The sequence below is a fragment of the Amycolatopsis vancoresmycina genome (assembly GCF_000716785.1).
Classification (GTDB): Bacteria; Actinomycetota; Actinomycetes; order Mycobacteriales; family Pseudonocardiaceae; genus Amycolatopsis; species Amycolatopsis vancoresmycina.
Genome location: NZ_JNYY01000014.1, coordinates 360,020 through 378,722, shown reverse-complemented (window position 1 = coordinate 378,722; position 18,703 = coordinate 360,020). Strand labels below are relative to the sequence as shown.

Below are 18,703 nucleotides of genomic sequence, written 5' to 3'. Positions count from 1 at the left end.
GAGTCACCCGCGCTCGTACGGGATCTTCTCCCCCGCCTCGACCGCGAACGGCAGGTGGTTGCCCGCCGGCGGCAGGGGGCACGTCGCGAAGTCGGTGAACGCGCACGGCAGGTTCACCGCGCGGTTGAAGTCCAGCGTCACCGAGCCGTCCGCGGCCGGCGCCCCGACCGGCAGCGACCGGTTGGCCGCGTACGTCGTCACGCCGCTCGTCCCGTCGGTGAACAGGATGCTGAGCCCGCCGTCCTTGCCGTTGAACGCCGTCAGCGTGTGCGGCGCGCCGTCGCGCGTGAAACGGACCACCCCGGGTGCCGTGTAGACGTGGCTGAGTCCCTCCACGACGGCGCCCACCGTCGTGGGCCGCGGTGCGTCGAACGGCTCGAACCGCCCGGACAGCACCCACGACGGCGACGGTTCGTACGCCGGGACCCCGTGGAACTCGCGCAGCACCTCGGCCTTCGGGTCGTGGACGCGGATCAGGTACCCCGAGCGGCGGGCCACCTCGATCTCGACGTCGCCGGCCAGCACGCGCGTGCCGGCGCCGCTGTTGACCAGCCCGAACCGCCGGACGCCGGTGACCGGTTCGCCCTCGTGCACCAGGGACGCGCCGGCCGGGTCGACGTAGGCCGCGTCCGCGTCCTGCCACCAGCGGCCGGGGATGCCGGGGTACTCCCGCGGGGCGTCGGTCAGCCAGTCGAGCGATACCAGCGCCAGCCAGCCGTGCGGCTGCGCCAGGTCCGCCTCGCGCCGAACCTTCCAGTCCTGCCACTCCTGGGTGAACGTGCTCATCGCGGGCCCCTTCCGTCGGCTACGACGGTGCCAACCCGGTGCCCGCGCCGCTATTCCGCGTCCCAGCATCCGGACGGCTCAGCCGCCGGAGGGCCTCAGTCGCCGAAGGACCACTGCAGCCCGTAGCTGAGCCCCTGGTGCAGGTCGTGGAACTCGAGGCCGACCTCGCCGACCCGGTTGACCGTCAGCGCGTCGCCCGAATCGACGCCGTCGTCGACCACCCGGCCGGGCACGCCGTTGAGCCGCCACACCCGCGACGGCGGCGCCGCGCGGTCGAACCGGACCCGCACCGTGAACTCCTCGCAGCGGCGCAGCGGCGTCATGACGTAGTACGGCCGCAGTTCCGTGCGCTGCGGCGTGAACCGGATGCCGTACTCGTGCCGCTGGCCGAGCCGCAGCGGGCTCGGCAGCCGCAGCACGAACTGCGCGTGGCTGGCCGAAACCGGGCGCGTTTCGACGACTTCGCCGCCGAACAGCGCGTCCGCGGTGATGCCCGGCCCCGGGCCGCTGCCCGGGCCGGCCGGCACGCTGAACGGCAGGATCAGCTCGTCCAGCTCGTCGGTCTCCGCGACGATCCGGCGCTCCTCCTGCAGGCTGGGTGGGTCGTGGTCGAGCCGGAGCATCGCCTTCATCGACTCGACGTACCAGCCGGCCAGCGGGTGCCGGTCACCGCGGGAGGCGGGCGCGCCGAGCAGCTCGTCGAGCCGGCGGAACGCGAGGTCGATCCGGCGGCGGGCGGTGCGCGGGTCGCGGTCGAGGACCGTGGCGAGCCAGGAGATCCGCCGGTCGAGGAACTCGCCGGCCGCCTCCTCGTGCAGGCCGAGGGCCGCCAGCGCGGCCAGCCGCAGGTCCGCCGGCAGCCGCCCGCACAACTCGGTGAGCCGCAGCACGAGCTTGTGGCGCGCGGCCGCGGGCTGGTCGGCCTCGGTGATCGCGCAGGCCGCCCGCAGGCAGGGGCCGATCCGCAGGTGCAGGTCGGCCGCGTCGAGCCCGCGGCCGCGGCGCAGTTCGTTCAGCTCCCGCACGAACGGCAAGGTGTGCTCGTCCGTCGTTCCCACCCCTTTGCGTTCCCGGCGCAAGAAATACTCACGCTACCAGGTGCCGATCACCGGGGAATCGTTCGCGAAATGCCCGGCCGGCCGGCCCCCCACGAGCCGGCCGGCCGGGCCACCGCGGGTCAGCCGGCCCCGAAGATCAGGGCCCAGATCGAGTGGCTCTCCATCAGACACACCTCCTCATCGCGGTACCCGGGCCGAGGCGGAGAGCAATTCCGCAGGGACGGAATCCGGTCGTGGACGCGCAGGACCGCGGCTCACCGGCCTCGCTCGAAAAAGGAAAACCGGCCGGAAGGCATCCGATTCTTTTCCGGCCGGTTCCAGGATCGCCGGGTGGCGGCGCCCGTCAGATGTCCGATGTCACCGGTCTTGTGTGCCGTTTGGCTCAGAACGCGCGAAGGCCTGGAGGACGCGGGGCTCGCGGATGAGGAACCGGCGCCTGCCGGTTTCGACGATCCCGCGCTCCCGCAGCACGCGCAGCGCCCGCGCGACGGTCCGCCGGGCCGCCCCGATCTGCGCGGCGACGTCCTCCTGCGACAGCGCGTCGATGACGACGCCCTCCGGCACCGTGCGGCCGCGTTCCTCGGCCAGCCGGACCAGCACCACCGCGACCCGGCGGCTGACGTCGAAGGCGGCCGAGTCGACCCGGGCGGACTCCGCCGCGCGCAGCCGGGCCGCGACGGTCTTGATCGTGGCGATGGCGATCGCCGGCCGGGCGTGCAGGACGTCGACGAACTCCGCGCCGGTCAGCTGGAAGACGGTGCAGGGCTCGATCGCGCGCACCGACGCCGACCGCGGCCGCCCGGTGACCGCCGCGAGATCGCCCAGCACCTCGCCGGGGCCGCGCAGCCCGAAGAGCACCTCGCGGCCGTCCTCGACGATCGTGGAGACGCGCACCCAGCCGGAGACCAGCACGTGGACGTGGTCGGACGGGTCGCCCTCCATCAGCACGACGTCGTTCGCGCGGAACCGGCGGCGGGTGCCGCGGGCGAGCAGGTACTCGCGATCGGCGTCGGCGAGGTAAGCCAGCAGCGCCCCCTCAGCCGTGTCCTCTTGCGCGCTCATGGCTCCCCTCCGGAGATCTCACGGTAACCCGGCGTGGCGGCGTTCCGCGAGGGTGCCGCCCGGTAGGGTCGGCGCGTGGACGTGGAGATCTACACCGACGGCGCGTGCAGCGGCAACCCCGGACCGGGTGGCTGGGGCGCGGTGCTGCGCTACGGCAGGCACGAGCGCGAGCTGTACGGCGGCGAAGCGACCCCGACGACGAACAACCGCATGGAGCTGACGGCGCCGATCCGGGCCCTGGAGAGCCTGACCCGGCGGTCGCAGGTGCGCGTCTACACGGACAGCACGTACGTCCGCAACGGGATCACGCAGTGGCTGCCCCGCTGGAAGAAGAACGGCTGGCAGACGACGGCCCGCGAGCCGGTGAAGAACGCGGACCTGTGGCAGCGCCTCGACGCGGCGGTCGGCGAGCACGAGGTCGAGTGGCTCTGGGTCAAGGGCCACGCGGGCCACCCGGAGAACGAGCGGGCCGACCGGCTCGCGGTGCGGGGCGCGCAGGAGGCGCGCAAGACCGGGGAACCGGTCAACGCGGGTTAGCAGGCGCCGTCAATTCGCCGTTTTCCACCATCGGGCCGTTTCCCTCACCCGTCCGGCCGGTTGACCACGGGCCACGCCGCCGATAATTTCCGCCTCGGTCCGCCGGACACGGTTTTCCCGGTCGTTCTCCCGCGGATTCGCCGGAGGAGAAACCGTGAGGAAACGCAGGTCCGCCGCCGCGGCGGAACCGGCCGCCGACGCCGCGATGGGCACCGCCTCCGCGCTGGCGCACACCGCCCGGCAGCCGGGCTGGTCCGGATGGGAAGACCACGGCGGCGAGCTGGTGTCCCCGCCGGCCGCGGCCTCGTGGGCGCCGGGGCGGCTCGACGTGTTCGTCCGGGCGTCGGACAACGCCTTGTACCACAAGGCTTTCCACGACGGCTGGTCCGAATGGGAACCGCTGGGCGGACCACTGGCGTCCGCACCGGCCGCCGTCTCGTGGGGTGACGGGCGCATCGACGTCTTCGCCGTGAACACCGGGAACGTCCTGTGCCACACCCGGTTCGACGGCGGCTGGTCGGCGTGGCAGTCGCTCGGCGGCGCCCTGACGTCGGCGCCGGCGGTGTCGTCGTGGGCGCCCGGACGGCTCGACGTCTTCGCGCGCGGCAAGGACAACGCCGTGCACCACCGGTGGTTCGACGGCGGCTGGTCCGAGTGGGAGAGCCTCGACGGTGTCGTCACGTCGTACCCGGCGGCCGTTTCCTGGGGCCCCGGGCGGATCGACCTCTTCGCCCGCGGAACGGACCATGTGCTGTACCACAAGGCTTTCGCCGGATCGTGGTCGGCGTGGGAGCCCCTCTGCGGGCCGCTGACGGCGGGCGTCGGCGTGGCTTCCCGGGCTCCCGGCCGGCTCGACATGTTCGTCCGCGGCATCGACGGAACCCTGCGCCACAACCGGTTCGACGGCGACTGGTCCGGCTGGGAATCCCTGGGCGGGCTGCTGCTGCACCCCCTCGGCCCGGCCGCGGTTTCCTGGGGACCCGGCCGGATCGATACTTTCATCACCGGCGCGGACGGCCGCCTTTACCACAAATGGCAGGGGTGAAATGAGGGCTCCGCGGTGGGGCACGGCCCACCGTGGCACAATTTCCCGATGCCTCCCGCCCCGTGCCCGTGCGGCCTCGCCGAGTCCTACGCCGACTGCTGCGGCCGGTTCCACGACGGCGGCCTTTCCGCGCCGACCGCCGAACTGCTGATGCGCTCGCGGTTCAGTGCCTTCGCCGTGCGCGACACCGCGTACCTGCTGCGCACCTGGCACCCCGGCACGCGGCCGCGGCAGCTGCGGCTCGATCCCGGCCAGGAGTGGACGCGGCTGGAGATCCTCGGCCGCTCCGGCGGCGGGCTGCTGCACAACGAAGGCACGGTCGAGTTCCGGGCGCACTACCGCCACCACGGCCAGGACGGTTTCGTCGAGGAGAACAGTCGGTTCCGCCGCGAGGACGGCCATTGGGTCTATCTCGACGCGGAGGCGTAGCCCTTCGTGCTAAACAGGGCGGCGATGGGAAAACTGACGCGCCGCGCCCGGGCCAAGGCGGACTACCTCGGCTTCCTCGGCGCCCGGGAGTGGCCGCTCGCCGCGTCCGGGCTGGGGGTCGTGCTCGGTGTCGTCACCATCCTGCCGAGCGCGGTCGGCGTGGTGCTTTCCGTCGTCGCGCTCGCGCTGGGCGTCGCCACCTTCACCCGTGACGTCCGGCTGCTGCGCCGCCGCTGGGCCGGGTTCGAGTTCACCACCATCGCCGCGCCCTTCCCGACCGCCGAGCTGCCGCCACCGGCCGCCTACCCGGAACCGGCCTACCTCGCCGTGCCCGCCCGCGGCACGGCGCTGGTCAGCGCGGCGATCGACCGGGAGCTGTGGACCGAACGCCACACCATCGACGTCGCCGAGGAGCCCTACCGGCTGCCCCCGGCGTTGAAGGCGACCGCGCCGCACGTACTGCCGCTGCGGGCGCGCGGCCGGCTGCTGTTCAACGGGCCGATCGTCGGGATGCGCGGCGACCCGCTGCCCGCCGCCGGCGCCCGGCCCGCGCCGGTCCGGCTGCACCGGGCGCGGTTCTTCGACGCCGTCTGCTCGAACGAACTCGGCGCGCTGCGCATCACGCGCGTGGACACCGGCGAAGAGTACGACCTGCGCAAGGCCGAACTCACCGACACCGCCGGCGCGCTGCGGGAGCTGAGCAGCAGCACGCTGGCCGACCTCGTCGGCGTCTCCACGGTCGCGTTCACCACCGACGGCAAGCTGGTCACCGTCCGGCAGTCGTCGCTCAACTCCGTCAGCGGGCTGCTGCTCGCGCCCTCGGGCAGCGGCTCGCTGGAGCCGCGTGACCTGCGCACGCCCGACGGCGGGCGGCGCCGGCTGCTGCACACCGCGGTCCGCGCCGGGATGGAACGCGAACTGTGCGAGGAGAGCGGGCTCCGGCCCGCGGACGTCCGCGGGACGAAGGTGGTCGGGTTCGCGCGCTGGATGGAGCGCGGCGCCAAGCCCGAGTTCTTCGGGCTGACCGAGCTGGCCGTCGACAGCGCCGAGGTCACGCGGCGCCGCCCGGGCAGCGGCGAACGGCTCTACAGCGCCGGGCTGACGCTCTTCGACGTCGACCTCCCCGCGATCGGCGCCGCGCTGGCCGGCGGTGTCCCGCTCAGCGAGGCACTCCCGCCGCGGCTCTGGGAGGACGGTTCCCTGCCGCTCCTGCTGGCCCTGCGGGCCGCGGCGGCGTGGCAAGCCGCCCGGGTCTGACGAAACGGCCCTGTTCCCGGCGTGATCGGACCGCTACGATCGTCGCAATTGTTAGGAAAGTTCCCTAACGATGGTCCGCTGTCCCCCGCCGCCGTGGGTGCCTAGGAGGCGCGCTAGTGAGCTATCGGCAGAGAAGAACCCGGACCCTCCTCGCGGCGGCGGCACTCGCCGTCGCGGTCAGCGGGGTCACCGTCGCTTCGGCCACCGGGCAGGAACCCGCGAGAGCCGTCGTCGCGGCCGCGGCGCCGGCGACCGCCGTCCCCGGCTTCCTGATCCAGACGTCGGCGCAGGTCAGCGACGACTCCGCGGTCTCCAAACCCGGCTACAACACCTCGGGCTGGTACCCGGTCGGCCCGCGCTCGACCGTCTACGCCGGCCTGCTGGCTAACGGCAAGTACGCCGACCCGTTCTACTCGACGAACATGAAGAACGTGCCGACCGCGGACTTCAAGGTCCCGTGGTGGTACCGCACCGACCTCACCGTCGCCGACACCACCCAGCGCACGTACCTCGACTTCAGCGGTGTGCTGTCCAAGGCCGACGTCTGGGTCAACGGGACGAAGATCGCGGACAAGGCCGAGGTCACCGGCGCCTACACGCGCCACGACCTCGACATCACCGCGCAGGTCAAGGCCGGCACGAACAGCGTCGCGTTCAAGGTCTACCCGAACGACCCGGACAAGGACCTGTCGATGGGCTGGATCGACTGGGCGCAGACCCCGCCGGACCAGAACATGGGCATCGTGCGGGACGTCCTCGTGCGGCGCAGCGGCCCGGTGGCGCTGCGCGGCGGCCACGTCGTCACGAAGCTGACCGGGCTGAGCCACGCCGACCTGACGGTGAAGGCCGACGTCCGCAACGACAGCGCCGCCGCGGTGTCCACGACGGTCTCCGGCACGGTGGCGGGCAAGCCGATCAGCCAGACGGTTTCGCTGGCCGCCAAGGAGAAGAAGACCGTCACGTTCGGCGTGGTCGGGATCGACAACCCGCAGGTCTGGTGGCCGGCCGGGATGGGCGGGCAGCCGCTCTACGACCTCGACCTGACCGCGAGCGTCGGCGGCACGGCTTCGGACACCTCGCACTCGAGCTTCGGCGTCCGCACGGTGACGGCGAACAAGAACTCGAGCGGCGGCCGGTCCTACACGATCAACGGGCGGCCGCTGCTGATCAAGGGCGGCGGCTACTCGCCGGACCTGTTCCTGCGCTGGAACGAGCAGTACGCGGCGGACAAGCTCGCCTACGTCAAGGACCTCGGGCTCAACACCGTGCGCCTGGAAGGGCACATCGAGCCGGACGAGTTCTTCGACCTCGCCGACCGGATGGGCGTGCTGACCCTGCCCGGCTGGGAATGCTGCGACAAGTGGGAGGGCCAGGTCAACGGCAGCGAGAAGGGTGACCCCTGGACCGCCGCCGACTACCCGGTCGCGAAGGCGTCGATGACCGCCGAGGCCGAGCGCCTGCGCGACCACCCCAGCGTCATCTCGTTCCTGATCGGCAGCGACTTCGCCCCCGACGCGACGATCGAGAAGAACTACCTCGACGCGCTGTCCGCCGCGGACTGGGCGACGCCGGTGGTCCCGGCCGCGTCGGCGAAGTCGTCGCCGCAGCTGGGGTCGTCCGGGATGAAGATGAACGGGCCGTACGACTACGTCCCGCCGAACTATTGGTACGACAAGGCGCACAGCGACCTCGGCGGCGCGTGGAGCTTCAACTCCGAGACCAGCGCCGGGCCGGACATCCCGACCATGGACACGCTCAAGCGGATGATGTCGTCCGGTGAGCTGGACACCCTGTGGAAGAACCCGTCGGCCGCGCAGTACCACCGGTCGTCGTCCTCGACGTTCGCCAACCTGAAGCTCTTCGGCGACGCCCTCACCGGCCGCTACGGCAAGCCGGCGAGCCTGGACGACTTCGTCCGGAAGGCGCAGCTGGCGCAGTACGAGAACGTCCGCGCGGAGTTCGAGTCGCACTCGCGGAACTTCAGCGACAGCTCGAACCCGGCCACCGGGATCATCTACTGGATGCTCAACAGCGGCTGGACGTCGCTGCACTGGCAGCTGTTCGACGCCTACCTCGACCAGAACGGCTCGTACTTCGGGGCCAAGAAGGCGAACGAGCCGCTGCACATCCAGTACTCGTACGACACGAAGTCGGTCGTGGTCGTGAACCACAACCACGACGCGGCGTCCGGCCTGACCGCCCGGGTGCAGCTGTTCAACCTGGACGGCACCTCGAAGTTCGACCAGACCAAGAGCGTGTCGGTGGGCGGTGACGGCGCGAAGACGACCGCGCTGACCATCGGTTCGGTGAGCGGCCTGTCGACGACGTACCTGGCGAAGCTGGTGCTCACGGACTCCTCGGGCAAGGAGGTCAGCCGGAACGTGTACTGGCTGTCCACCAAGGCCGACACCCTGGACTGGGGCAACAGCGACTGGTACTACACGCCGACGACGGCGTACGCGGACCTGTCGGGGCTGAACAGCCTGGCCCAGGTCTCGCTCGGGTCGACGGCCACCTCGACGGCGAACGGCGACGGCACCACGACGACCAAGGTGACGCTGACGAACGGCTCGTCCGGCAAGGTGCCGGCGTTCTTCGTCGACGCGCACGTGGTCGGCGCGGCGGGCGCGCCGGTGCTGCCGGTGCGGTGGACCGACAACCAGGTCAGCCTCTGGCCGGGCGAGTCGGCCACGCTGACGGCGACGTACCGGACCGCGGACCTCAAGGGCGCCAAGCCGTCCGTGCGGGTCGCGGGCTGGAACACCGGGACGAAGACGATCCCGGCGGACGGCACGGTCGACCCCGGCCCCGGCAACCCGGTGGACTACCAGGCCGAGGACGCGACGATCACGAACGGCGTCGCGGAGTCCAACCACGCCGGGTTCACCGGGACCGGGTTCGTCAACTACGACAACGCGGTCGGCAGCGCGGTGGAGTTCACCGTTTCCGCAGCCGCGGCGGGCAACGCGAACGTCGTCCTGCGGTTCGCCAACGGCACCACGGCGAACCGGCCGATGGACATCACGGTGAACGGCACGAAGGTGGCGTCCGCGCTGGCGTTCGGCGGCACGGGCAACTGGGACACGTGGCAGACGGTCACGATCCCGGTCACCCTGACGGCGGGCACGAACAAGATCAAGGCGACCGCGACGACCGCCAACGGCGGCCCGAACGTCGACAAGATCACCGTCTAGGTCCGGGCCGGGGCGGTCTCGCGCCGCCCCGGCTCAGTCCCAGAGCAGCCGCTGCTCGCGGTCCGGATCGGACACCGTGGAGCTGACGTCGTCGAACAGGCGCGTGACGCGGTCGGCGGGCGTGTAACGCGGCCAGCCCGGGTCGCCGGTCGCGACGAACCGGACCCAGGCGCCGAACATCTCCGTCGCCACCGCCTGCATCCGCTCGGCCGGGAACGTCCGCCCGGCGAAGAGGAACCGCCAGTTGCGGTTGCGGATGTCGTCGAACACCAGCGGCAGATCGAGGCCGTGCACGGCGCCGAGCCCCTTGCCGCGCGGGGCGATCCGCCAGTCCAGGCGGTACATCCAGGCGGCCGGCTGCCGCTCGGCGAACCGGATGGCCGGGATCCACCAGTCCCCCGCGGTCAGCACGCGGTTGCGGATCTGGTCCTGAGGCCAATCGAGTAGGTCGTTATACACCGCGACGGCCTTGTCGATTTCGACCGCGTCCAGCATCGTCGAGCCGACGCCCAGCAGCTTCGCGCCACCCGACTGCAGCCAGCCGAACAGGTCTTCCTCGTCGGCCGTCGTCCCGATGAGCAGCGGGGTTTCCCGGACGCCCTCCAGCGGCCGTTCCGGCAGCAGTTCGTCGCCGACGACCACGCGGTAGGTCACCTTGGTGCCCGAAACCGCCGAAACGCGTTGCTGCGCTTGGAGGATCTGCGTGACCGGCAGCGTGGCGAGATCTCCGGGCCGGGCGTCCAGTTCCCGCAGGACGGCGTCGGCGACGGCCGCGCCTTCGGCCGGGGTGTGCACGACCGAGCCGACGCCGGTGCCGCTCTGCACGATCGCCTGGTGGACGAGACCGCGGGTGGCGGGCACGGCGAGCAGCGTCCCGACGGTACGACCGCCGTTGGACTGCCCGGCCAGCGTGACGCGGTCCGGGTCGCCACCGAACGCGCCGACGTTCTCCCGCACCCAGCCGAGGGCGGCGACCTGGTCGCGCAGGGACAGGTTCGAGTCGGCGACCCCGGGCAGGTGGAGCATCCCGAGCACGCCGAGCCGGTAGGCGACAGTCACGACAACCACGCCGGCGCGGGCGAACGCGGACGCGTCGAACTGGTGTGGCGCGCCCATCACGCCGCCCCCGCCGTGGATCCACACGAGAACCGGGTACGAGCCGGGTTCGGAAGGCGCGTAGACGTTGAGGTAGAGGCAGTCTTCGTCGCCGGTGAAGCCACGCCCGGTCAGCTGGGGCTGCGGCGCGCGGGGCGCCCACTCCGTCGCGTCGCGTTCACCGGACCACGGCTTGGCGGGGCGTGGCGCGCGGAACCGCAGCTCCCCCACCGGCGGCTCGGCGTACGGCACGCCGAGGAACGTCCTGACCCCGTCCCGCCCGGACCCGCGCAGGACACCGGCCGCGATCTCCACCGTCGTCACACGCCCAGCCTAGGGACGACACGGCACCCGGCACCGCGCAGGCCGTGTCGTCCGCCTGAGTACGCGTGTCGTCCATCGGGGCACGCGTGTCGTCCGGTCCCCACCCCGGCTTCCACCGCGAGCGACCGCCGAAGCCCGCACCGACCTGGCCAGGTGACACCCGCCGCGGCGGACGGGTAATGATTAGCCCGTGCACGTAGCTGCAGAGATAGTGGCGCTGGTCGTGACCGTCCTCGTCGTCAGCGCGGTGGCGCGGCGGCTGGACTGGTCCGCCCCGCTGTGCCTGATCGTCGTCGGCGTCGCCGCCTCCTACGTCCCCGGTGTGCCCGAGGTCCACCTCGACCCCGAGGTCGTGCTGCTGGGCCTGCTGCCGCCGCTGCTGTACTCGGCGGCCATCCAGACGTCGCTGGTCGACTTCCGGAAGAACCGCGGGGCGATCGGGCTGATGTCGGTCGGGCTCGTCGTGTTCACCGCGCTCGGCGTCGGCGTGGCGGCCTGGGCGGTGATCCCCGGGCTCCCGCTGGCCGGCGGCATCGCGCTCGGCGCGGTGGTGGCGCCGCCGGACGCGGTCGCGGCCAGTGTCGTCGCCCGCCGGGTCGGCATGCCCCGCAAGCTGATCCGGCTGCTCGAAGGCGAGAGCCTGTTCAACGACGCGGCCGCGCTGGTCGCCCTCCGCACGGCCATCGCCGCGCTGGCCGGTTCGGTCAGCCTCTGGCAGGTCGGCGCGGACTTCTTCCGCGCGGCCATCGGCGGGGCGGTGGTCGGCCTGGTGGTCGGGTTCGCGGCCGCGTTCATCCGCGCCCGGATGGACGAGCCGGTGCTCGACACCGCGCTGTCGTTCGCCGTGCCGTTCATCGCCTACATCCCGGCCGAGGCGATCCACGGCTCCGGCGTGCTCGCGGTCGTCATCGCCGGGCTCATCCTCGGGCACAAGGCACCGCAGATCCTCTCCGGATCGACGCGGCTGGCGTCCCGGCTGAACTGGCAGACCATCCAGTTCCTGCTGGAGAACATGGTCTTCCTGCTGATCGGCCTGCAGCTGCGGCGGATCCTCGCCGAGGTCGGCGAGAGCGGCCTGTCCCTGGCCATGCTCACCTGGATCTGCGTCGCCGTGCTCGGCGCGACCATCCTGACCCGGGTGCTGTGGATGGCCGGGATCGGCACCGTGAAGCGCGTGGAACGGCGGCTGCTGCCGAAGAAGCCGCGGGCCAAGATCTGGCCGTGGCGGTACTCGGCCGTCATCGCGTGGGCGGGCATGCGCGGGGTGGTCACGCTCGCGGCCGCCTTCGTGCTGCCCGCCGACACCCCGCAGCGGGCCGTGCTGGTGCTCGCGGCGTTCGTCGTGGTGGCCGGCACCCTCGCCGTCCAGGGCATGACGCTGCCGCCGCTGATCCGGCGGCTGCGCCTGCCGCGGCCGGATCCGGCGGAGGACGCGCTGCAGGAGGCGGCCGTGCTCCACGACATGACCCGGGCGGCGCTGGCCAAGCTGGAGGAGATCCAGTCGCCCGACGACCCGCCGGAGATCATCCAGCGCCTGCGGGACCGGCTGCAGCACCGCGCCGACTCGGCGTGGGAGCAGCTCGGCAGGCAGAGCGCGCTGGCCGAGACGCCGAGCGACGCCTACCGCCGGCTGCGGCTGGCCCTGCTGGAAGTGGAACGCGACCAGTTCCTCAAGGCCCGCGACAGCGGCAGCGCCGACGACGACGTGCTGCGCAAGGTCCTGGAGCGGCTCGACATCGAAGAGTCCATGCTCGACCGCGACGAGGCCGAGCCCGACACCGAGGGCCGCGAGCTGCGCACCCCGGCCGCGACGGCGGGGTCGTGCAAGCACCTCGCCCACGAGTGGACCGACAAGGAACCCAGTTCGGCCGACAGCTGCGCCGCCTGCATCGCCGAGGGCACGACGTGGGTGCACCTGCGGATGTGCCTGAAGTGCGGCAACGTCGCCTGCTGCGACTCCTCGCCGCGGCGGCACGCGACCCGGCACTTCCAGGAGTCCCGCCATCCGGTCATGCGCAGCTTCGAGCCCGGCGAGACGTGGCGATGGTGTTTCGTGGACAAGCAGCTGGGTTAGGGTCGGGGCCATGAGCACGCCCGAGCAGGAGATCGAATACCGCCAGCACCGCTTCAGCCCGCCCCCGGGTTCGACGGAGATCTTCCTGGTCCGGCACGGCGAATCGGCCCCGGCCCGCGGCGACGACCCGTTCGAGCTCGTCGGCGGCCAGGCCGACCCGGACCTCGCCCCGGAAGGCCGTGACCACGCCCGGCGCGTCGGCGACCGGCTCGCCGGGGAGCGGATCGACGCGATCTACGTGACGACGCTGCGCCGCACGGTGCAGACCGCCGCGCCGCTGGCGGAGAAGCTCGGGCTGACCCCGGTCGTCGAGCCGGACCTGCGCGAGATCCACCTCGGCGACTGGGAGAACGGCCTGTTCCGCAAGTACACGGCCGACGGCCACCCGATCGTCGACCGGCTGTGGACCGAGCAGCGCTGGGACGTGATCCCGGGCGCGGAGTCCGACGAGCGGTTCGGCGCCCGGCTGCGCGGCGCGCTGACCCGCATCGCGGCGGCGCACCCGGACCAGCGCGTGGCGGTGTTCACCCACGGCGGCGTGATCGGCGAGGTGTTCGCGCAGGCCAGCCGCTCAGTCGAGCGGTTCGCGTTCCTCGGCGCCGACAACGGGTCCATCTCGCACCTGGTGCTGCACGGCGATGTCTGGATCGTGCGGCGCTTCAACGACACCGCCCACCTGGCTACGCCGCTCGGCTGAGCTTCCCGGCCGCGACGAGCTGCACGGTCACCAGGATCGAGACGGCTTCCGCGGCGAGCAGCCCGATCAGCACGAGCACCTGCGTCAGCCCGGCCTGGACCGGGCCCGCGCCGCCGAGCAGCACGCCGACGTACGCGCCGGGGAGCGTCACCAGGCCGACGGTGCGGGTCTGGTCGAGCGCGGGGATGAGGGCGTGCCCGGCGGACGGGCGGCAGATTTCGAGCGCGGCCGGGCGCGGCAGGAATCCGAGGGCGAGGGCGGCTTCGTACTCGCCGTGGCGGGCTTTCAGCTCGTCGAGGGCACGGCGGGCGGCCTGCGAAGTGGCGGTCATCGCGCCGCCGATCACGATCCCGGCGATCGGCACGACGGCGATGGGCTTCGGCGGGACGACCCCGGCGCCGAGGACGAGCGCGAGCACGGGGACGACACCGGCGGCGATGGCCAGTGCCGTCCACGGGAGGTTCTTGCGGGTGCCGACGCGCCGGGCCGACGTCACCGCGGCGATGCCGAACATCAGCAGCACGAAGAGGCCGGTGAGCGGGGCCGAGCGCAGGACGGCGGTGATCACCAGCGACACGACGGCGAGCTGCGCGACCGCCCGGACGGCGGCGATCAGGACAGCCCGTCCCCGGCCGAGCCCGCCGGCCTGGACGACGGCGGCGCCGGCGAGGGTGAGCAGGAGCAGGACGGCCACGAGGGCGGGCCCGAAGGTGATCGCGGCGTTCACGCCGCCGATCCTGCCGTCTAGACGGAGCAGCTGAAGAGGCGGTCCGGTGTGGACTCGGCCTTCTCGGCGACGACGACGCCGTCGACGACGATCCGGCAGCGCAGTTCGCCGGGCCCGGGGTTCCGGGCGGCGATGCTGTAGAACTCGGTGCGGCCGGCGGGGCCGACCCGGGTGAACTGCGTCGACCACGGCGTGGCGACCTCGGCGTGCTGGGTCAGCGCCGACCCGGCGGCGGCGAAGGTGACGTTGCGGGCGCCGTGCGCGCCGAGCAGCTCGTAGACGACGGTGTGGCTCACGGTGCGGACCGCGGCGGGGGCGACCGGCGCGGTGGCGGGCTCCTCCTTGACGGGTCCGCGCGCGGACCGGGGCACGACGTAGGCGGACACGGCGAAGGCGGCGGCGAGCACCCCGAGGACGACGACGAAGCTGCCGGCCGACCGAGCCCGCCCGGCGCAGTCGCCCGGGGTCCGGGTCGCGGTGGGAACACCCATGGAGAGGTCTTCTCTCGTCCCGCGCACTTCCGTCGAGTGCGTCGATGTATATCTCGCCGTGACCTGACGGGGCGTTAGCGCGGTTCGCCGGAAAATCCGATGTTCACCCGGACGGGTGGCTGCGGGAAGGGCCGGTTTTGTCGGACCCCGGAGGCATGATCGAGGTGTGTACGAGGAGACAGCCCCACCGCGGCGGCTGCGTGAGGTGGCGCGCTGCCTGTGGCGATCGGCTTCGGAGGGCCCGAAGCGGATCGTCCCCGACGGCTGCGTGGACCTGGTGGCCGGCGACGGCGAGGTGTTCGTGGCGGGACCGGACACGATGGCGTGGTCATCGGCGCCGGCGCCGGCGCTGAGCGGAGTCAGGTTCCGGCCGGGCCACGCGGCGGCGGTGCTGGGCGTGGCTGCGGACGAGCTGCGCGACCGCCGGGTGCCGTTGGGCGAGCTGTGGGGGCGGCCGGGAGAGCTGGCGGCGGAGCGGGTACTGGCGGGTGAGTGGTCGTTGGCGGAGGCGGTGGCGTGGCGGCTTCCGGCAGCGTCATCGCCGGATGCGGCGGTGACGGCGTTGATCGCGCGGCTGGATGCGGGGGTGGCGCGGGTCGCGGATGCGGTCGCGATGCTGGCGGGGGCGGGTCACGGCGCGGAGTCCGGCCGGCCGGGTTCCGGTGGGGCGCGGGCTGCCGCCATGCTCGCCGCGACTGACCCGGAGGGCTGGCGCATCGCCGAAGCGGGCGCCATCCTCCCGCGCCGCGGCCCACAAGCTGCCGCGATCGCCGAAACGGCCGCCATTCTCGCGCGCCCCGGCCCACAAGCCGCCGCAGTTCGGGCCGAAGATCCGGCCGCGCCGGTGGCGGTGAGCGAACGGCGGCTGCGGCGGCGGTTCGTCCAGGCGGTCGGCTACGGCCCGGCCACCTACCTCCGCGTCAGCCGGTTCCAGCGCGCCGTCGCCCTGGCGCCGCGCGTTTCCGGGCTGGCCGCACTCGCCGCCGCCACGGGGTATGCCGATCAAGCTCATCTCAGCCGGGACTGCCGCGCCCTCACCGGGCTCACGCCGCGTGCCTACTTCCGCCGTCCCTCCACTGTGGACGTGGCGGAGCGTGATCGACTCCGTTCGGCGTAACCCGCGCGGACAACCGGAAGTGGCTGCTCACCCGAAAAGGTAAGCGGACGGTAAACGACTACCAAGAGCGCTATTCTCCCCCTCGACAAGTGATCAGGGAGGGCCCGTGGCCACCATCAGCGACGTCGCGGCGAGAGCCGGAGTCTCCACGGCGACCGTGTCGCGCGCGCTCAACGGCAAGTCCACTGTGGACCCGACGCTGGCCGCGCGGGTCCAGGAGGCGGCCGCCGAGCTCGGGTATCACCCGAACGGGCTGGCCCGCAACCTCCGCCGTCAGGAGACGGCGGTGCTCGCGCTGATCATCTCCGACGTCGAGAACCCGTTCTTCACCGCCATCGCGCGCGGCGTCGAGGATCTCGCACAGCGGTCCGGGTATTCGGTGGTGCTCTGCAACTCGGACGAGAACGAGGACAAGGAGCGGCGCTACATCGAGGTCGCGCTGCAGGAGCGGGTCGCCGGCGTGGTGCTGTCCCCCACCGGCCGTTCGACGAGCGTCGAGGGCCTGCGCCGCCAGGGCACGCCCCTGGTGGCCGTGGACCGGCCGCTGCCCGCGGCGGCAGGCGACCAGGTCCTGGTCGACACCCGCCACGCGGCCGCCGAGGCGACGCGCCACCTGCTCGCGGGCGGCTACGAACGCGTGGGCTGCCTGACGGGCCCGGCGGGCGTCCGCACGGCCGACGACCGCCTGGCGGGCTACGCGGACGTGGTCGGCGAGGAAAACGTCCTGTCCCGGCGGGCGGAGTACCGCGCGGAGGGCGCCCGGCTGGCCGCATCGGAGTTGCTGGACGCGCCATCGCCACCGGACGCGCTGCTGGTCGCGAACAGCACGATGGCGATCGGAGTCCTGGAGGCGCTGTCGGCCCGCGGCCTGCGCCCGGGCAGCGACGTGGGCATAGTTTCGTTCGACGACGCCCCGTGGACGACGCTGGTCGACCCCCCGCTGACGGTGGTCGCCCAGCCGGCGTACGAGGTGGGCCGGGTGGCGGCGCAACTCCTGCTGGCCCGGATCTCCGACAGCAGCCGCGACGCGACCACGACGACGCTGGAAGCACGCTTGATCGTGCGGAAGAGCTCCCGCCGCTGAGGCCGGGGTTCCGGACGCCGCCCCGCGCACCCAGTCAGCTCTCGTACCCGGACAGTCGACTTGCGTACCCGAAGGGTCACCCCGTTCGGAGCGACGTGCCCGGGGGCCGGCTCGTGCCGGCCCCCGGGCACGCCCCACCCCCTGTGTCCCCCATGACCGGCGCCGGAACGCCGGATCCTGCGAGCACGGAGCGGAAATCGTTTACTCACCGGCAACCTAGGTCCGCCGGCCGGCACTGTCAAGCCGACCCGAGACTGGACAACCCACCCCCGCCCGGGGACACTAGCGGGAAGTTGCTTACTCAACGTGTTGGATGATGTGCCCTAAGTGTCGATCTCTGGTGAATTCACCCACAGACAGGGCAAGAAACCGCACGAACCCGCACACGCGCGCTGTTTCGGGTTAACCTGAGCCACATGTCTGTAGCGCTGGAGAACATCCTCGCCAAGGCGGGCCTCAAAGTTGACGCGAACGAGTTCCTCACACTCGTCGAAGATGCGGCGCGCAGACTCTCCCCACCGAACCCCGATCCATCGCACTACTTCTCGGCCGACCAGCGCGCCGCGCTCGCCGACGTCGGGCTGGACCTCTCCCCCCGGCGGGAAGACGAGCCCGACTTCCGGGCGCGGACCGTCGCCGCCCATGCCGTGCTCGCCGAGGGCGCGCTCAGCGTCAACGAAGCCGCCAAGGCCCTCGGTGTCGACGACAGCCGGATCCGGCACCGCCTCAAGGAAGGCAGGCTGACCGGGTGGAAGGACGGCGGCTGGCGGCTTCCCGCGTGGCAGTTCGCCGGTTCCGGGGTGCTCCCCGGCCTCGAGGTCGTGCTGAAGGCCCTGCCCGACGACCAGCCCGCGCTCGTCGTCGCCGCCTTCATGAGCACTCCGCAGGCCGACCTGGTCATCAACGACCACCCGGCGACCCCTCGGCAATGGCTCCTCTCGGGTGGTGACCCGGACCACGTCGCCCGCCTCATCGCCACGCTCGGCACGCCACTCTAGGCTGGACCCCCCGAGCAAGATCACCGACAAGGACGGACCACCCCCGACCCATGGCCCGGCTCCCGCTGCCGCCCGCCCGATCCGTCCTGGTCCGGCAGCTGAACCGCGCCGACGACGTGGTGACGGTCCAGCCCGCGACCAGGCTCGTCCGGATCTTCACGGCGCACGGCAACCACCCCCAGCAGTGGAACTCGTTCCGCTACACCGGCCCGCTCCCGCACGGCCGGTTCGACCAGCAGTCGCCCGGCCGCGGCGGCGCGCCGGTCACCGACCCCGCGAACGGTGTCCTCTACTTCGGCCTCACCGTGCGCACGTCGGTCGCCGAGGTGTTCCAGACGAGCTCGACGGTCGACCGCCGCACCCGCGGCCCCCGGCTCGTCGTCGTCCGCCCGACGCGCACGCTGCGCCTGCTCGACCTGACCGGCCTCTGGCCGACGCGGGTCGGCGCGTCCCAGGAAATTTCCAGCGGGCCGAAGAAACTCACGCAGGCGTGGGCCCGCGCGATCCGCGGCGCGTTCAGCGACCTCGACGGCCTCTGGTACCGCTCGTCGATGGACTCCGGTGACCCCGCGATCTGCCTGTGGGACCCCCCGGCGGGCGCCGCGCTCCCGATCGCGCCGGACGTGCTGCTGCCGCTGGACCACCCGGGCCTGGACGTCCCGCTGGGCCGCGTCTGCGAAGAGCTCAACTACACGCTGCTGAATTGAGCCGCCAGGACCGGGGATGAC

Annotated in this window: 17 protein-coding genes; 11 read left to right on the top strand and 6 right to left on the bottom strand. The window is 72.5% G+C overall.

The window, feature by feature from the left end; genetic code table 11:
• Window positions 1-3: 3 nt before the first annotated feature.
• From OO60_RS30955 to OO60_RS30945, 3 genes are all read right to left on the bottom strand, one after another.
• Window positions 4-786, bottom strand: a complete 783-nt coding sequence (locus tag OO60_RS30955; protein ID WP_004558764.1) for a DUF1684 domain-containing protein — start codon at window positions 784-786, stop codon at window positions 4-6.
• Between the two features lie 95 nt (window positions 787-881).
• Entirely contained in the window at window positions 882-1,811 is a 930-nt protein-coding gene (locus OO60_RS30950) for a hypothetical protein (RefSeq protein ID WP_033262678.1), read from the bottom strand.
• A gap of 390 nt (window positions 1,812-2,201) precedes the next feature.
• On the bottom strand, window positions 2,202-2,906 hold the full coding sequence (locus OO60_RS30945) for a Crp/Fnr family transcriptional regulator (protein ID WP_004558762.1): 705 nt from the start codon (window positions 2,904-2,906) through the stop codon (window positions 2,202-2,204).
• A gap of 75 nt (window positions 2,907-2,981) precedes the next feature.
• Here OO60_RS30945 and rnhA point away from each other — a divergent pair, with 75 nt between their 5' ends.
• The 5 genes from rnhA to OO60_RS30920 all read left to right on the top strand — a co-directional run bounded on the left by rnhA (window position 2,982) and on the right by OO60_RS30920 (window position 9,368).
• Window positions 2,982-3,443: a ribonuclease HI gene (rnhA, locus tag OO60_RS30940; RefSeq protein ID WP_004558761.1), complete on the top strand. Its 462-nt coding sequence runs from the start codon at window positions 2,982-2,984 to the stop codon at window positions 3,441-3,443.
• Window positions 3,444-3,597: 154 nt separating this feature from the next.
• Entirely contained in the window at window positions 3,598-4,488 is an 891-nt protein-coding gene (locus OO60_RS30935) for a PLL family lectin (RefSeq protein ID WP_004558760.1), read from the top strand.
• Between the two features lie 48 nt (window positions 4,489-4,536).
• Window positions 4,537-4,917: a YchJ family protein gene (locus tag OO60_RS30930; RefSeq protein ID WP_004558759.1), complete on the top strand. Its 381-nt coding sequence runs from the start codon at window positions 4,537-4,539 to the stop codon at window positions 4,915-4,917.
• A 24-nt stretch (window positions 4,918-4,941) separates the two neighbouring features.
• Window positions 4,942-6,174: a hypothetical protein gene (locus tag OO60_RS30925; protein WP_004558758.1), complete on the top strand. Its 1,233-nt coding sequence runs from the start codon at window positions 4,942-4,944 to the stop codon at window positions 6,172-6,174.
• Between the two features lie 116 nt (window positions 6,175-6,290).
• The gene (locus OO60_RS30920; protein ID WP_004558757.1) at window positions 6,291-9,368 is read left to right on the top strand and encodes a glycosyl hydrolase 2 galactose-binding domain-containing protein; all 3,078 of its coding nucleotides are present in this window, start codon (window positions 6,291-6,293) and stop codon (window positions 9,366-9,368) included.
• Between the two features lie 33 nt (window positions 9,369-9,401).
• Here OO60_RS30920 and OO60_RS30915 read toward each other — a convergent pair whose 3' ends face one another.
• Window positions 9,402-10,787 (bottom strand): carboxylesterase/lipase family protein, encoded by a 1,386-nt coding sequence (locus tag OO60_RS30915; RefSeq protein ID WP_033262647.1) that lies wholly within the window; start codon window positions 10,785-10,787, stop codon window positions 9,402-9,404.
• A 211-nt stretch (window positions 10,788-10,998) separates the two neighbouring features.
• Between OO60_RS30915 and OO60_RS30910 the strand changes: the two genes are divergently transcribed.
• Both OO60_RS30910 and OO60_RS30905 read left to right on the top strand, forming a co-directional pair.
• The gene (locus OO60_RS30910; RefSeq protein WP_004558755.1) at window positions 10,999-12,861 is read left to right on the top strand and encodes a Na+/H+ antiporter; all 1,863 of its coding nucleotides are present in this window, start codon (window positions 10,999-11,001) and stop codon (window positions 12,859-12,861) included.
• A gap of 10 nt (window positions 12,862-12,871) precedes the next feature.
• Window positions 12,872-13,558, top strand: coding sequence for a histidine phosphatase family protein (locus OO60_RS30905; RefSeq protein WP_004558754.1), 687 nt, complete (start codon window positions 12,872-12,874; stop codon window positions 13,556-13,558).
• Here OO60_RS30905 and OO60_RS30900 read toward each other — a convergent pair.
• The gene (locus tag OO60_RS30900) at window positions 13,542-14,285 is read right to left on the bottom strand and encodes an ABC transporter permease (RefSeq protein WP_004558753.1); all 744 of its coding nucleotides are present in this window, start codon (window positions 14,283-14,285) and stop codon (window positions 13,542-13,544) included. The two genes, OO60_RS30905 and OO60_RS30900, sit on opposite strands and share 17 nt — an antisense overlap.
• A gap of 17 nt (window positions 14,286-14,302) precedes the next feature.
• Window positions 14,303-14,776 carry an MmpS family transport accessory protein gene (locus tag OO60_RS30895; protein WP_004558752.1) on the bottom strand — a complete coding sequence of 158 codons (474 nt, stop codon included), beginning with the start codon at window positions 14,774-14,776 and terminating at the stop codon, window positions 14,303-14,305.
• 166 nt (window positions 14,777-14,942) lie between these two features.
• On the opposite strand from OO60_RS30895, the gene OO60_RS30890 reads away from it, so the two are divergent.
• The 4 genes from OO60_RS30890 to OO60_RS30875 all read left to right on the top strand — a co-directional run bounded on the left by OO60_RS30890 (window position 14,943) and on the right by OO60_RS30875 (window position 18,682).
• Complete coding sequence (locus OO60_RS30890; protein WP_004558751.1) at window positions 14,943-15,893, top strand: helix-turn-helix domain-containing protein; 951 nt, start codon at window positions 14,943-14,945, stop codon at window positions 15,891-15,893.
• Window positions 15,894-15,999: 106 nt separating this feature from the next.
• The gene (locus OO60_RS30885) at window positions 16,000-16,977 is read left to right on the top strand and encodes a LacI family DNA-binding transcriptional regulator (protein WP_004558750.1); all 978 of its coding nucleotides are present in this window, start codon (window positions 16,000-16,002) and stop codon (window positions 16,975-16,977) included.
• A 416-nt stretch (window positions 16,978-17,393) separates the two neighbouring features.
• Window positions 17,394-17,975, top strand: a complete 582-nt coding sequence (locus tag OO60_RS30880; RefSeq protein ID WP_004558749.1) for a MerR family transcriptional regulator — start codon at window positions 17,394-17,396, stop codon at window positions 17,973-17,975.
• A gap of 50 nt (window positions 17,976-18,025) precedes the next feature.
• Window positions 18,026-18,682 (top strand): RES family NAD+ phosphorylase, encoded by a 657-nt coding sequence (locus OO60_RS30875; RefSeq protein WP_004558748.1) that lies wholly within the window; start codon window positions 18,026-18,028, stop codon window positions 18,680-18,682.
• Window positions 18,683-18,703 lie beyond the last annotated feature (21 nt).

Excerpts from the sequence above, each read along its gene's own strand:
- OO60_RS30955 (WP_004558764.1), bottom strand. The coding sequence starts at position 786 with ATGAGCACGTTCACCCAGGAGTGGCAGGACTGGAAGGTTCGGCGCGAG.
- OO60_RS30945 (WP_004558762.1), bottom strand. The coding sequence starts at position 2,906 with ATGAGCGCGCAAGAGGACACGGCTGAGGGGGCGCTGCTGGCTTACCTC.
- OO60_RS30930 (WP_004558759.1), top strand. The coding sequence starts at position 4,537 with ATGCCTCCCGCCCCGTGCCCGTGCGGCCTCGCCGAGTCCTACGCCGAC.
- OO60_RS30925 (WP_004558758.1), top strand. The coding sequence starts at position 4,942 with ATGGGAAAACTGACGCGCCGCGCCCGGGCCAAGGCGGACTACCTCGGC.
- OO60_RS30905 (WP_004558754.1), top strand. The coding sequence starts at position 12,872 with ATGAGCACGCCCGAGCAGGAGATCGAATACCGCCAGCACCGCTTCAGC.
- OO60_RS30895 (WP_004558752.1), bottom strand. The coding sequence starts at position 14,776 with ATGGGTGTTCCCACCGCGACCCGGACCCCGGGCGACTGCGCCGGGCGG.
- OO60_RS30880 (WP_004558749.1), top strand. The coding sequence starts at position 17,394 with ATGTCTGTAGCGCTGGAGAACATCCTCGCCAAGGCGGGCCTCAAAGTT.
- OO60_RS30875 (WP_004558748.1), top strand. The coding sequence starts at position 18,026 with ATGGCCCGGCTCCCGCTGCCGCCCGCCCGATCCGTCCTGGTCCGGCAG.